Here is an 11,499-nt window from a genome sequence, read left to right as displayed (position 1 = left end):
TGCCCACCACACCCCGCTCCATCGGATCAATCTACAGGGGCACAACTTCCCACTTCAGCTTCCACCACCGGGCTTGTCCAACAAACGGATCAGATCGCGGCTTCGCGCGATCTATCCTTACTCGTTAGGCGTCACCTGCATGCGCGCTGGTGGTTGGCTTTCTCTCGTGGATTGGTGAAAAGCTTGAGGAACCAAGTCAATGGGTATGCGTTAATCTATGCTGAACTGTCCCCTGACACTTCGGCGTGCATTACCTTCCAACGCCGCCAAGCTACGACAACACCCACTACTACGAAGACGACGGACATGGTGTATGCCTGTGCGGGTGTTGTTCCTTCCAAGAAGGGGACTGCGATAGCAATTACCAGGCATACAAGAAGTGGAGGGAGGGCGTGTTTCATTCGCTCGCGCTTGGTGTACACATGCAGGACTGTTGAAGTCTGGGTAGCTGAGCGCCTGCCGAGCACTCGAATCCAGGCGTCGCCTCCCCACCAGATTGCAGACCAGATGAGGAGCTGGCCCATTGCGCGGAACTGGTCACCCAGGAGTGGCGTGTCGGCAATGACAGCGCTCGCGAAAAACAGAATCGCAAGCGCCCATGTTGTACGGAAGAGGACTCGGGACATGGTTTGTGACGCCAACTTGTGGTTTATCTGACCAAACACCGGATACCCAGAACCGCAGTCGTTAAACAAAGCCGCATGACGTCCCCAAAAAGTGTTTGATATCAATCCTGTATAGCATCATACTGGATGCATGAAAGGGGTGTCTATTTAGCTCCAGCAGCGTCACAATAGCTGGATGGAAACCCAGATGCTAACGCCAACTCCCGGGCAGGACTACCCTCGCACCTGGAATGAATTTCTTGACTGGTTTGCCACCGAAGAAGCCTGCCAGGCGTTCCTGGAGAAGCTTCGCTGGCCCCAAGGCTTCGTCTGCCCGCGTTGCGGCAACGCTGGTGATGTGTGCCGAGCCAGCCGCACCCGCCTGATGTGCCGCTCATGCCAGTACCAAGGCACAGTGACCTCTGGGACCATCTTCGACAAGACGCGCACGCCGCTGCGTGTATGGCTGGCTGCGGCGTGGTACCTGACCAATCAGAAGCAAGGCGTGAGTGCCCTGGGGCTCCAGCGCGTATTGGGTTTGGGGAGCTACCAGACCGCCTGGTGAACCTGCCCCTGTTGGACGTACCTCTTAGCTGGTCAATTATGCGGCCTTCTTGAGTTGTGCCGCGTGCCAGCTTTTCTCAAACTGCATCGGGCTGACATAGCCCAATGTCGAGTGAATTCTGCGGTGGTTGTAGAACGTCATCCAGTCAATCACCTCGTCCATGGCCTGCCTGCGGGTCTCGAATTTCCGACCGTACAAGCGCCCCACCTTCAGACGCCCCCAGAAGCTTTCCGTGGGCGCGTTGTCCCAGCAGTCGCCCTTGCGGCTCATGGAGCTTTTCATCTTGTAATCGGCCAGCGCAGCCTGCAATTCATGTCCGCAGTATTGGCTGCCGCGGTCAGAATGGAAGATGACACCAGCCTCTGGCGCTCTCCGGAACCACGCCATGCGCAACGCATCCGTCACCAGTGAACTGTGCATGTGTGGCTGCATGCTCCAGCCCACCACCTGACGGTTGAACAAGTCCAGCACCACGGCCAGGTACAACCAGCCCTCGTCGGTCGCGATATAGGTGATGTCGCCCGTCCACACCTGATTGGGCGCAGTCGCCGTGAAGTTGCGCTGCAGCAGGTTCGGCGCAATGGGCAGGCTGTGTTTGCTGTCGGTGGTGACGACAAACTTCCTCTTGCCCCGGGCCTTGATGCCGTGCTCTTTCATCATGCGCCGCACCCGCTCCTTGCCCACCCGGATGCCTCGGGCCACCAGTTCCTTGCACATCTTGGGCCAGCCGTATTCCTGCTTGACCTCGGCGTGGATGGCCCGAATGTGGGCCAGCAGAGCCTCGTTGCTGATGCGTTTGTTGGCGCCCGCCTTGGATGGCTTGTCCGTACCCTTGCGGCGCATGTGCTCGAAGTAGCCGCTGGTGCTCACGCCCAGCATGTCGCACGCCACGGAAACTGACCACCGCTGCCTGTTGATGGCTATCCAGGCGTACTTCACGTCGATTCCCTTGCGAAGTACGCCGTCGCTTTTTTTAAGATGTCGCGCTCCATCTTGACCCGGGCCAGTTCGGCACGCAGCCTGGCCAACTCCATCTGCTCAGCACTCACCGGCTTGTCGCCAGCCCCCTTGAGAGTTCCTTTTTTTTCGAGCCGTACCCAGCTGTGCAGCGTCTGCTTGGGGACACCCAACACCTTTGCCGTGACAGCGGCCACCCGGCCAGCCTTGACCAGCCTGACGGCTTCCAGCTTGAATTCCAACGTGTACCGCGCCCGTCGTTTCGCTTCGCTCATTTCTTTCTCCTAAAACTGATTCTTACCCATCAGCTAAGGAGTACGTTTTTCGGGGGCAAGGTCAAACCAAGCGGGATTGAGGGGGCGCTACAGCATTGCATGCGACTTGAAAAGCGGGCTGTTGTCCGAGTGCTCGACAAGCTCATTAAGGGCGCAACGTTCGTCGCAAGAGACACAGCAGATATGCGGCAAGGCGTGGTCGCTGTTGAAACCTACGCGGCACGAGTCAGTGTCGATGGGGCTGAATATGTGGCCCGCATCGTGGTGCGAGAGGTTCAGGATGGTCGCCGCTTCTACGATCACGTAGCTTTCGTCAATAGAAAGCGCAAGGCCCGCCAGTTACTCCGGGGGATCGGAAGCCGCGTTTGGCAACCGTCAGTCTGAACCCCGGCCCTTGGCGAGCCTTGGAAGAAGTTTGGTCTATGCCGCAGCATCCGTCAACCCCGCCACCGTCTCCAAAGCCATCGACCCGCAGACAGGCGAGCCGATGGTGGTGTATCACGGGACGGCCGCCGATGTGGAGTTCTTTGACCCGCTGGCGCTTGGGGCGAACACGCACGCGCAGTCGGCAAAGGGCGGGTTTTTCTTTGCTGCCAGTCCGAAGGTGGCTTCTGGCTATGCCGCAGAGCACTGCGAGCGCTTGTTTGACGGGACATAGCCAACGACGGCCTGGGATGTTGATATCTTCAGACACGACTCTTCGTAGGCGTCGATGTCGATCTGCCGATACAGCACCCGACCACCGATTTTCAGGTACCGTGGCCCGATGCCCTCACTGCGCCATCGCTCGAGACAAGCCTCGCTGATGCGCCAACGAACAGCCAGTTGTTTTTGATTGAGGTGAACGATTTCCATCTTGGTCTCCTTCCGAATGAGTTGGTAGGAGTCCATGAACGCGCTGTTCCGCCCGGGAGCCAAGGCGCAGCGCGGCCTGGCGGCGGAGTGGGTGTGTTTTTGGTTACCTGCGGCAAAACCACTACGTTTCGGATATTTCGAGTATTCGTTTATTTTGGTTATACTCCCTCCCACGATGCTGTTTGAAGCTCCCAGGAGGCTGCCATGACCACACTCTCTCCCACCCATTCGTTGCCGACGGCCGAAGAAGTTGCCATTGCCCGCGAGAGCGGCCGGGCGCTGTCCGCTTTCCTGCAGACCCGCGCGGAAACCCAGCAGATCGAGATCTTCGACGACAAGGGCGCGTCTCATCCGGTTCGCGTCCCGGTATCGGCGCTGCGGCTGCTCGTGGACGTCCTGACCGAAATCGGTGAGGGCAACGCGGTCAGCATCATCCCGATCCACGCTGAGCTGACGACCCAGGACGCAGCGGACGTGCTTAACGTCTCGCGACCGTTCCTCGTGCAGTTGCTGGAGCGCGGCGAGATCCCGTTCCACAAAATCGGCACGCACCGCCGCGTCCGCTACCAGGACGTGATCGCGTACAAGGAGCGGATCGACGCTGAGCGCAGCAAGGCCCTCGATGCACTGGCCGAGCAAGCCCAGGCGCTCAAGATGGGGTACGAATGAATGAGTTCGAACTTCACCGTCATCTACGACGCATGCGTGCTCTACCCGGCACCGTTGCGCGACTCGCTGATGCGCCTGGCGCTGACCGATTGATGCCGTTAATCTCCGCAAAGAAAAGGCCGTGGCGCAGTTCGGGTATGGGACGGGCCAACTGCGTCATAAATTGGGGCGGTTCTGAAAACCGCGCCACATTGGGTGTATGGGGGTATCAATTTGGAATCGAGATCGCCACCATTTCCCGATCAGGAAATGGCAGACCGAATCACGCCCCAATCACACCAAGAATTCCCGATCGGGAAATATCCTTTGCACTTGGTCCGGTTGTGACTGATAATTTCCCGAACGGGAAACTGGCCAAGCCATGACATCCATTCGATCACCTCAACAGCTAGGGCGTGCACTGCGTGCCGCTCGCAAGCAGCTCGGGCTGACGCAGCCCCAGTTGGCGCTGGCGGCAGGGGTGGGTGTTCGCTTCATTGTCGACCTTGAAGCAGGCAAGCCCACCTTGCGACTGGAAAACGTGCTGCGGGTCATTGATGCACTGGGTGGGGAGGTCCAGTTGAGCGGGTTGCCATCATCCGTGGCCAACGATCAACGCGAGGGTGGCAACCATGGCGCATGAGCTGGAAGTCTGGCTTTTCGCCGATCGGGTCGGCACGTTGGCCTTGGTCGATGGAAGACTGAACTATTGTTACGCTCCCGATTGGCTGTCACACAAAGACGCCGTTGCCTTGTCCGCCTCGCTCCCTCTGCAAGCAGAACCATTTGACGATCGCAAAACGCGCCCGTTCTTTGCGGGCCTACTGCCCGAAGGGCAGATGCGCCGCCTGATTGCGCAGCAGTTCCAGGTCTCGGGCCAGAACGACTTTGCGCTGCTGGACCACATCGGTGGCGAATGTGCTGGGGCTGTAACCTTCCTTGAGCCGGGGCAGACTTTGCCTGTTCCGATAGGCGGCGATGACGTTCAATGGCTGAGCGACGAGGAAGTCGTGGCCATCCTGGATGAATTGCCGCGTCGCCCCATGTTGGCAGGCAAAGATGGCTTGCGGCTTTCTTTGGCTGGTGCCCAAGACAAACTGCCGGTGGTGTTTGATGGTGCGCACATCGGGCTGCCCCGGGGCGGCACGCCTAGCTCCCACATCCTGAAACCGGCCATCCACGCCGTTGAAGACAGCGTGATCAACGAAGGGTTTTGCATGGCACTAGCTGAGGCCATGCAGCTCAAGCCAGCGAAATCAAAAGTCCACCAGGTATTGGATCGCTCCTTTCTACTGGTTGAGCGCTACGACCGACTGATCGATGCCCAGGGGCACCGGCAACGGCTTCATCAAGAGGACTTCTGCCAGGCGCTGGGCGTGGTGCCGGAAATGAAATACCAGAATGAAGGTGGCCCGGATCTGGCGCAGTGTTTTGATCTGGTACGCAGTGCGACGCGCCCCAGTGCGCCGCAGGTTCTGCGACTGCTCGATTACGTGATCTTCAATGCGCTGATCGGTAACCATGATGCGCACGCCAAGAATTTCTCTCTGCTGTACTCAGGCAAAGCCACCGTTCTGGCACCGTTTTACGACACGCTCTCGACGGCGGTGTATCCAACACTGACGCAGAAGATGGCGATGAAAATCGGCAGCAAGTACAAGTTCAGCGAAGTTGAGAAGCGTCACTGGGAGCAGTTCGCCGAAGGCGTCGGCTTTACCAAGGCGCAGGCCAAACGGCGCATTCTGGAATTGGCAAAATTACTGCCGCCGACGGCGCGCAAGCTCCAGTCAGAACCCGGACACAGTTTTGCTGGCAATGCTGTGGTTGAGCAAATCAATACCTTGATTGAACAACGCTGCGCCCTGACGATTCGGAGGCTCACCGACCCCGCCGCCGACAATGACGCAGCCGCCGAGCCCTCCGTTTAAACCACCATGCGGACGCGGGTTCAATTCCGGGTTTGGGAATTGAACTGACATCCAATCGCAGACGAGTTTGACGCCCGTTCCCGGCGAGCAGCATGGCTGGAAAACCTGCTTGCAGGTCTACAATCCGGCAGGCTTTTCGATTGAGTTCGCAATGGTTCGTAGCAGCCCGCAGCGCTTCGATTGCGTACTTTCAATAGTCGTTTGGTGCGGGGTTCCACCCCACCTGCTGATCTATCGGTTCATCGTGGAACACAGATCGATGCCTTCTCAAACAACACCGAGACCCTGTTTCTCACATCGGGTTTTCGACCCCCAGCATTCATCGTTCTCACACTCGGTCGCGCACGCTTAGCCAGATGAAGATGCAAACCGATGGCCCGCAAACCCGCGCTGATACACGACTTCGGGCCTTGAATGCTCAAGAGGGCAGCAAAGAACAGAGAGAGAAAAACCGCGCAATGGGCGCCGGAAACACTACTTCTGGAGGGGCGCGCTCAAGAGGCCAAGGTCCGAAACCGCGCCAACACTGGGGGAACAGGCAAAAAAATCCCAACCGGATAAGGGTTGGGATTTCATATTATGGTGGAGCGAGCGCTTTCTCTGAATGACGGCTTCGCGGCATTTATTGAGTTGGCATCAACCAACTTGAATGCGTTGATGCGGTTCGAAGCTCTGCGCAAGGCTTCGACAGGCTCAGCCCGAACGGCTGGTTCAAGTTCAAAGGTGCCGACTCAATCATTGAATGGTTGCTCAGGCTGAGAAGCTTCCAACAGCGTAACGAAGGCAAAAGCTCAGGTCCAGCCTGAACAAGTCGGTCATAACTTCGCGGCCAGCATCACTCCGCCATGCTGATGGTCACTGACGATCTCACCTGCGCCGATCCTGCCAGTTGTCCAACAACCGGTTCCATGCCGCCATGCGCTCGCCAGCCGACGTGCCGGCCGTCCCGGAGTTACTGGCCACCAGCCGATCAATCGCCGCGTCCTGCTCCTGGCTGAACTCGTGCGGAAACATCGGTACGACGGTGATGATGCAGTCCCCAGCCTCCGCCTGGCTCGTCCACGGAAGGCCGGCGTTTTTGATGCGGTAGTTCAGGTGACCCCGCCGTAGCTTCATCTGTTGCAGCCCACAGGGGGTGGGAACCTCGATCCAGCGATTGGCCATCCATGCAAAACCATCAACGGGCAGATCGCACTTCAAGGTCCCATCGGCTTCAGCCGTGAAGAACGCGTGCGGTTGTAGTTCCACGCGCACGCGCAGCGTCAGCGCGTGCCGGCGCTGACTGCCTTGCACCCAGGCTTTGACATCAAGTAGGTCGCCAGCGCGCGCGCCAGGCGCGAAGGGCACCCGGCAGCGGTACTTGCGCGCCGGTGCCTTGCCGCTGCCCGCGCAGGCGATACAGCTTTGGCGCGTCTTCCCCTGCCCCTGGCAGGCTGTGCATTCAACTGAGGACGAGACCCAGGCGAACCAGAGAGGCTGCCGGATGTGGCCGGTGCCACCGCATTCGCTGCACTGGGTCGCCTGCAGTTGCAGGCCACTGCCGCTGCACTCGGCACAGTCTTCGGCCACCTCGCCCCGCACTTCCCTGACACAACCGCTCACCACCTCCTCGAGCGTGAGGCTGATGGTGTGCTCGACGGTGGATTTTTCCGCGTCGGAGGCGGAATACTCAGTTTCAGCCTCCGGTTCGCCCCGGGCGTTGCGGATCATTTCCAGTGCCCGATTGATACGCTGAATCTTTCGTAGGGCATGCGGGCTGCTGTTGCGATCCGGGTGCCAGCGTGCGGACAGGCGGCGCCACGCAACCTTTACTTCGGCATCGCTGGAGCCCGGTGACAGGCCAAGTTCGTGATAAGGGTCGTCGAGGTCCATGATCTCAATGGCGCAAGCTTTGTTGCGGTGCAGCATGGTAGCAGGCGCAGCGTGCCGCCAGGCTCCTCGGGCTGGGCGCCGGTCTGGCCTCGTCTGTGCACCGCAGGCCTTGTCCGCGAAAACGGCCGAATGATCCAAATCCGGGACAGTGTTCTTGCGGACGGACTCCTGTTCAGATGACGGCTGCGGGTTCGGTTCCGTGTTCGACCAGCAACTCGTCGATGGGAGCGCCCTTGAACACTTGGCCACGCGCAGTGAGGATGCCCAGGTCTTCATATTCGAGGTGCTCCGTGCGCAGGGCGGTGACCAGCGCGGCCCGCTTGGCGCTCATTCACTGGGTCTCGAAATTCAGACTGGCGAGCTTGGCAGCCTCCACCCCGCACCACAGGCCAATCGCGTCATCGATGCGGCTGTGGTCGGCCAGGTCCCAGTAGCGCAGGCAGTTGTTTGGGTTGGGTATGGATGCCTTCTTTTGGTATGGCGGAAAACGGGTGTTGCCAAATTTTGCCAAAGAACCTACGCTTGCGCCATGAGCACGATGAACATCTCTCTTCCCGACACCCTCAAGTCCTTCGTGGATGAGCAGGTCAGTCAGCGCGGCTATGGCACGAGCAGCGAGTACGTGCGCGAGTTGATCCGCAAGGATCAAGACCGCCTGCAGTTGCGCAACCTGCTGCTGGCTGGGGCTGCTTCGGCCCCGGCGGCCCCTGCTGATGCCAGCTACTTCGAAGGCTTGCGTGATCGGGTGCGCAAGGCCGCCAAACCCGCTGCCAAGGCGTGAAGGTCAAGCCAGTCATCCCGCGTGAGCAGGCCAACCCGGATGTGGACGAGGCCGTCGCCTACTACCTGAGTGAGGCGGGCGAAGCCGTGGCAATGGGCTTCGTCGATGCGTTGGAGAGGGCTTACGGGCACATCGGTCGCCACCCGGCCACAGGTTCCCCACGCTACGCCCACGAACTCAACCTGCCGGGCCTGCGCGCATGGCCGCTGACGCGCTACCCGCACCTTGTGTTCTATGCCGAGCGCCCAGACCACATCGACGTCTGGCGTGTGCTGCACGGCCAGCGGGATATCCCGGCGTGGATGCAGGAGCCTGACGCCGTGTGACGGTTGGATCGCCAGGGCATATCTGCGTTTCCGGCGGTGTGAACAATAAGGGGCGACCGTCACAACCATCACCACTGTCATAGCGGGCCATCGACGGTGATGGTTGTGACCATGCTGATGGTCACCGCCTTTTGTTATGGCCAAGGAACGCATACATGCCCCAGGCAAAAGGGGGCCTTACTGGCGATACTGCAATGCAGCCGATTCGCTGGCTGGGTCGCAGAAATCGGCCCACAAGCGCTTTGCACGCCGTCTGACGCGTCGGACACAGTTCCACGTAACTCTCGATACGCGTACGCGAGCCTCACGGGAAGTTGCGACAACCTGTGTCCGATGCGTCAGACGCGCCGGGGTACGGGCAAGGGCCTCCGGAGACTTGACACCCTTGGCGGCAGATCACACCACCCTGTACATCCGCTCGCCGGATTCGTTCTGCGCCAGCACCACGTTCAGGCCGAGCTTCTTGCGCAGCATCCCGGAAATGGCTCCACGCACGGTGTGTGGCTGCCAGCCGGTGGCAAGCATCAGTTGGAGACTGGTCGCGCCTTGCGGGCGGCGCAGCGACATCACCAGTGCGGCGAGCTTGGTGCCGGGGCGTACCGGGATGCCCTCCAGGAGTTGGAGGTCCCCGGTGGCGTCCACTGGTTAGACACCAGCCAGCGGCACGGGTCGCAGCTGTCCGATGGCTACGTAGCCCGCGTCGGTCAGCAGGTAGCCTCCGTCGGCGTGCTCAATCCAGCCGCGCTGCAGCAGTGCGGTCAGCACCTTGACCCGTGCGCCGCCGCGCAGCGTGTCGGGCGGGATCACTCGCCCATCAGGACGGCGGGCGGCAGTGCGCAGCAGCAGGCATTGGGCAGGGGAGACTTTGGGCAGCGTTTCCATCACGGACTCCCTCACTTGGCCTGACCGTCGAAGATCGCCAGCAGATCATCCAGCGCCTGATCCACACGGCCGAGGTCACCAATGTGACCCCAGTGGATGGCGTCAGGGTCATGGCCGAAGTGGTCGTCGGCCAGTTGCTGCAGCCGGGTCAACTTGATGTGGATGGCTGCGGCGCAGGCGAGGTAGGCGTCGGTGGCGGTGGGCTTGGTGTTCATTGCGGGGCTCCTTGGTTGGTGGATGACGCCACCATTCACGCGCTGAACGATCAAGAAGCCAAGCGTTGCCAAACAGGGTAATCATTCATTTATAAGGGCAATGGCGTGGTGTATTACCCCAATTCAGGATACGATTACCCCATTTACGGCCCCCGAGATCCTTCATGCACTCACTCTTGCCCGACTACCTCGCCAAGCTGCGCTTTGATGCTCAGCAACTGGCGACGCTGCGCGCTCTGGGCGAGTACCGGGGTAAGCAGCAGCTGTACATGGCACAGTCGCCTGAGGTGTTGAGCGACTTGCGGCAGGTGGCCGTGGTGGAGTCCACCGAGTCATCAAACCGCCTAGAGGGCGTGGTGGTCGCAGCGCACCGCCTGAAGTCGCTGGTGCTCAAAAACGCCACACCGCAAAGCCGCTCCGAGCAAGAGGTGGCAGGCTACCGTGACGCGCTGGGCCTGATCCACGAAAGCGGCGAGCAGATGCCATTCTCGGAAGGCACTGTTCTGCAGCTTCACGGCATTCTGTATCGCTACATGCCGCAGCCCGGGGGGCACTGGAAAGCTACTAACAACGATATCGTCGAGCGCCACCCCGATGGCAGCTCACGCATTCGCTTCCGGCCCGTGGCGGCGCATCTCACGCCCATGGCGATGAGCGATCTGATTGCGCGCTACCGCACGGCGCTAGATCAACATTTGGCTGACCCACTGGTGCTGGTGCCGCTGGTCATCCTCGATTTTCTCTGCATCCACCCCTTCCCGGATGGCAATGGCCGCATGGCACGGCTGCTCACTCTGCAATTGCTCTATCACTTCGACTACGCGGTGGGCCGCTTCATCAGCCTGGAGCGCATTTTCGAAGAATCGAAAGAGAGCTATTACGAAACGCTGGAGGCCAGCTCGCAAGGCTGGCATGACGGTAGCCACGACATTGCTCCGTGGCTGGACTACTTCTGGGGGGCTCTGCTGCGGGCATACAAAGAATTTGAGGAACGTGTCGGCACCATCGAACGCGGGCGCGGCGCCAAGGGCGACCGTGTACGCGCTGAAATCCTCAAAAGAAACCTGCCGTTCTCGATTTCTGAAATTGAAGAAGCCTGCCCCGGCATCAGCCGCGACATGGTGCGCGTCGTCTTGCGGGCCATGAAAGCTGAAGGGCTGATAACGCCAACGGGCAAAGGCCGCGCTGCCAAATGGGAACAAACGGGGGCGAGGCCATGAAGGTGCTATCGGACCTCCTGAGCCTTATCGTCGATAGATCGGAGATGGCCGCCGGGCGATACCGCGGGGCTGACCCAATGAATCAAAGGGTTCTATCGACCACAGGCGCTAGAAAGTGGTCGATAGCAATGCCATGCGCTCAGGGCAGACAGTTGGGAGAAGGTAACGCATGACTAAATCCGAGGCACAAACCCGGTCAGAGTTGATTGACCACCAACTCGCTCAGGCAGGCTGGAATGTCAAAGACCCCACCCAGGTTGTCGAGGAATTCGACATCCTCACCGCTTTGCCCGTAGGCGTGGCCGAGCCACGCACACCCTACGAAGGCCACCAGTTCAGCGATTACGTCTTGCTCGGCAAAGATCGCAAA

Annotated in this window: 17 protein-coding genes and 3 pseudogenes; 12 read left to right on the top strand and 8 right to left on the bottom strand. The window is 59.9% G+C overall.

Translation table 11 applies throughout. The features are described from left to right. Positions 1-801: 801 nt before the first annotated feature. A pseudogene (locus ACK543_RS04395) lies at positions 802-1,167 on the top strand (transposase); the annotation flags it as partial. Between the two features lie 39 nt (positions 1,168-1,206). On the opposite strand, the gene ACK543_RS04390 reads toward ACK543_RS04395, so the two are convergent. Then, positions 1,207-2,402, bottom strand: a protein-coding gene (locus ACK543_RS04390; RefSeq protein ID WP_409941633.1) for an IS3 family transposase whose coding sequence is annotated in 2 segments (ribosomal slippage) — positions 1,207-2,138 and positions 2,138-2,402 — 1,197 coding nt in all. Because the reading frame shifts where the segments join, the coding sequence is not laid out codon by codon here. On the opposite strand from ACK543_RS04390, the gene ACK543_RS04385 reads away from it, so the two are divergent. Together ACK543_RS04385 and ACK543_RS04380 are read left to right on the top strand one after the other, a co-directional pair. Next, positions 2,283-2,786 carry a hypothetical protein gene (locus ACK543_RS04385; RefSeq protein WP_409941635.1) on the top strand — a complete coding sequence of 168 codons (504 nt, stop codon included), beginning with the start codon at positions 2,283-2,285 and terminating at the stop codon, positions 2,784-2,786. The genes ACK543_RS04390 and ACK543_RS04385 overlap by 120 nt on opposite strands. Positions 2,787-2,889: 103 nt before the next feature. Further along, the gene (locus ACK543_RS04380; RefSeq protein WP_409941634.1) at positions 2,890-3,060 is read left to right on the top strand and encodes a hypothetical protein; all 171 of its coding nucleotides are present in this window, start codon (positions 2,890-2,892) and stop codon (positions 3,058-3,060) included. Here ACK543_RS04380 and ACK543_RS04375 read toward each other — a convergent pair. Next, the gene (locus ACK543_RS04375; RefSeq protein ID WP_409941632.1) at positions 3,018-3,257 is read right to left on the bottom strand and encodes a helix-turn-helix transcriptional regulator; all 240 of its coding nucleotides are present in this window, start codon (positions 3,255-3,257) and stop codon (positions 3,018-3,020) included. The two genes, ACK543_RS04380 and ACK543_RS04375, sit on opposite strands and share 43 nt — an antisense overlap. 34 nt (positions 3,258-3,291) lie before the next feature. On the opposite strand from ACK543_RS04375, the gene ACK543_RS04370 reads away from it, so the two are divergent. From ACK543_RS04370 to ACK543_RS04350, 5 genes and pseudogenes are all read left to right on the top strand, one after another. Then, positions 3,292-3,465 (top strand): hypothetical protein, encoded by a 174-nt coding sequence (locus ACK543_RS04370; protein ID WP_409941631.1) that lies wholly within the window; start codon positions 3,292-3,294, stop codon positions 3,463-3,465. Beyond that, entirely contained in the window at positions 3,462-3,926 is a 465-nt protein-coding gene (locus tag ACK543_RS04365; RefSeq protein ID WP_072327258.1) for a helix-turn-helix domain-containing protein, read from the top strand. Before ACK543_RS04370 ends, ACK543_RS04365 begins: the two co-directional genes overlap by 4 nt. Continuing rightward, positions 3,927-4,016: pseudogene (locus tag ACK543_RS04360) on the top strand (PIN domain-containing protein); the annotation flags it as partial. A gap of 271 nt (positions 4,017-4,287) precedes the next feature. Further along, entirely contained in the window at positions 4,288-4,548 is a 261-nt protein-coding gene (locus tag ACK543_RS04355) for a helix-turn-helix transcriptional regulator (RefSeq protein WP_409941630.1), read from the top strand. Further along, positions 4,538-5,833 carry a type II toxin-antitoxin system HipA family toxin gene (locus ACK543_RS04350; protein WP_409941629.1) on the top strand — a complete coding sequence of 432 codons (1,296 nt, stop codon included), beginning with the start codon at positions 4,538-4,540 and terminating at the stop codon, positions 5,831-5,833. Before ACK543_RS04355 ends, ACK543_RS04350 begins: the two co-directional genes overlap by 11 nt. Positions 5,834-6,700: 867 nt before the next feature. Here the strand turns inward: ACK543_RS04350 and ACK543_RS04345 are convergent. From ACK543_RS04345 to ACK543_RS04335, 3 genes are all read right to left on the bottom strand, one after another. Beyond that, positions 6,701-7,741 carry a DnaJ domain-containing protein gene (locus ACK543_RS04345; RefSeq protein ID WP_409941628.1) on the bottom strand — a complete coding sequence of 347 codons (1,041 nt, stop codon included), beginning with the start codon at positions 7,739-7,741 and terminating at the stop codon, positions 6,701-6,703. Between the two features lie 136 nt (positions 7,742-7,877). After that, complete coding sequence (locus ACK543_RS04340) at positions 7,878-8,036, bottom strand: hypothetical protein (protein WP_409941627.1); 159 nt, start codon at positions 8,034-8,036, stop codon at positions 7,878-7,880. Further along, positions 8,037-8,216: a hypothetical protein gene (locus tag ACK543_RS04335; protein ID WP_409941626.1), complete on the bottom strand. Its 180-nt coding sequence runs from the start codon at positions 8,214-8,216 to the stop codon at positions 8,037-8,039. Positions 8,217-8,234: 18 nt separating this feature from the next. Between ACK543_RS04335 and ACK543_RS04330 the strand changes: the two genes are divergently transcribed. Both ACK543_RS04330 and ACK543_RS04325 read left to right on the top strand, forming a co-directional pair. Beyond that, complete coding sequence (locus tag ACK543_RS04330; protein ID WP_300234926.1) at positions 8,235-8,486, top strand: type II toxin-antitoxin system ParD family antitoxin; 252 nt, start codon at positions 8,235-8,237, stop codon at positions 8,484-8,486. Further along, the gene (locus ACK543_RS04325; RefSeq protein WP_409941625.1) at positions 8,483-8,812 is read left to right on the top strand and encodes a type II toxin-antitoxin system RelE/ParE family toxin; all 330 of its coding nucleotides are present in this window, start codon (positions 8,483-8,485) and stop codon (positions 8,810-8,812) included. Before ACK543_RS04330 ends, ACK543_RS04325 begins: the two co-directional genes overlap by 4 nt. A 396-nt stretch (positions 8,813-9,208) precedes the next feature. Here ACK543_RS04325 and ACK543_RS04320 read toward each other — a convergent pair whose 3' ends face one another. Genes ACK543_RS04320 through ACK543_RS04310 form a run of 3 tightly spaced genes read right to left on the bottom strand, consistent with a single transcriptional unit; the run spans position 9,209 to position 9,909 of the window. Then, positions 9,209-9,454 (bottom strand): DUF3489 domain-containing protein, encoded by a 246-nt coding sequence (locus ACK543_RS04320; protein WP_409941624.1) that lies wholly within the window; start codon positions 9,452-9,454, stop codon positions 9,209-9,211. A gap of 3 nt (positions 9,455-9,457) precedes the next feature. After that, entirely contained in the window at positions 9,458-9,694 is a 237-nt protein-coding gene (locus ACK543_RS04315; RefSeq protein WP_409941623.1) for a hypothetical protein, read from the bottom strand. A gap of 11 nt (positions 9,695-9,705) precedes the next feature. Then, on the bottom strand, positions 9,706-9,909 hold the full coding sequence (locus ACK543_RS04310) for a hypothetical protein (RefSeq protein ID WP_409941622.1): 204 nt from the start codon (positions 9,907-9,909) through the stop codon (positions 9,706-9,708). Between the two features lie 164 nt (positions 9,910-10,073). Between ACK543_RS04310 and ACK543_RS04305 the strand changes: the two genes are divergently transcribed. Beyond that, positions 10,074-11,129 carry a Fic family protein gene (locus ACK543_RS04305; RefSeq protein ID WP_409941621.1) on the top strand — a complete coding sequence of 352 codons (1,056 nt, stop codon included), beginning with the start codon at positions 10,074-10,076 and terminating at the stop codon, positions 11,127-11,129. A 169-nt stretch (positions 11,130-11,298) separates the two neighbouring features. Further along, positions 11,299-11,499: pseudogene (locus ACK543_RS04300) on the top strand (hypothetical protein); the annotation flags it as partial.

Origin of the sequence: Acidovorax sp. (assembly GCF_046341535.1) — a bacterium.
GTDB lineage: Bacteria > Pseudomonadota > Gammaproteobacteria > Burkholderiales > Burkholderiaceae_C > Acidovorax.
The sequence above is the reverse complement of the archived record's forward strand: the minus strand, read 5'-3'. Positions and strand labels throughout refer to the sequence as shown.

Coding starts and splice junctions, on each gene's coding strand:
- ACK543_RS04370 (WP_409941631.1), top strand. CDS start 3,292: ATGAACGCGCTGTTCCGCCCGGGAGCCAAGGCGCAGCGCGGCCTGGCG.
- ACK543_RS04340 (WP_409941627.1), bottom strand. CDS start 8,036: ATGAGCGCCAAGCGGGCCGCGCTGGTCACCGCCCTGCGCACGGAGCAC.
- ACK543_RS04305 (WP_409941621.1), top strand. CDS start 10,074: ATGCACTCACTCTTGCCCGACTACCTCGCCAAGCTGCGCTTTGATGCT.
- ACK543_RS04310 (WP_409941622.1), bottom strand. CDS start 9,909: ATGAACACCAAGCCCACCGCCACCGACGCCTACCTCGCCTGCGCCGCA.
- ACK543_RS04375 (WP_409941632.1), bottom strand. CDS start 3,257: ATGGAAATCGTTCACCTCAATCAAAAACAACTGGCTGTTCGTTGGCGC.
- ACK543_RS04365 (WP_072327258.1), top strand. CDS start 3,462: ATGACCACACTCTCTCCCACCCATTCGTTGCCGACGGCCGAAGAAGTT.
- ACK543_RS04345 (WP_409941628.1), bottom strand. CDS start 7,741: ATGCTGCACCGCAACAAAGCTTGCGCCATTGAGATCATGGACCTCGAC.
- ACK543_RS04350 (WP_409941629.1), top strand. CDS start 4,538: ATGGCGCATGAGCTGGAAGTCTGGCTTTTCGCCGATCGGGTCGGCACG.
- ACK543_RS04330 (WP_300234926.1), top strand. CDS start 8,235: ATGAGCACGATGAACATCTCTCTTCCCGACACCCTCAAGTCCTTCGTG.
- ACK543_RS04380 (WP_409941634.1), top strand. CDS start 2,890: ATGGTGGTGTATCACGGGACGGCCGCCGATGTGGAGTTCTTTGACCCG.
- ACK543_RS04355 (WP_409941630.1), top strand. CDS start 4,288: ATGACATCCATTCGATCACCTCAACAGCTAGGGCGTGCACTGCGTGCC.
- ACK543_RS04315 (WP_409941623.1), bottom strand. CDS start 9,694: ATGGAAACGCTGCCCAAAGTCTCCCCTGCCCAATGCCTGCTGCTGCGC.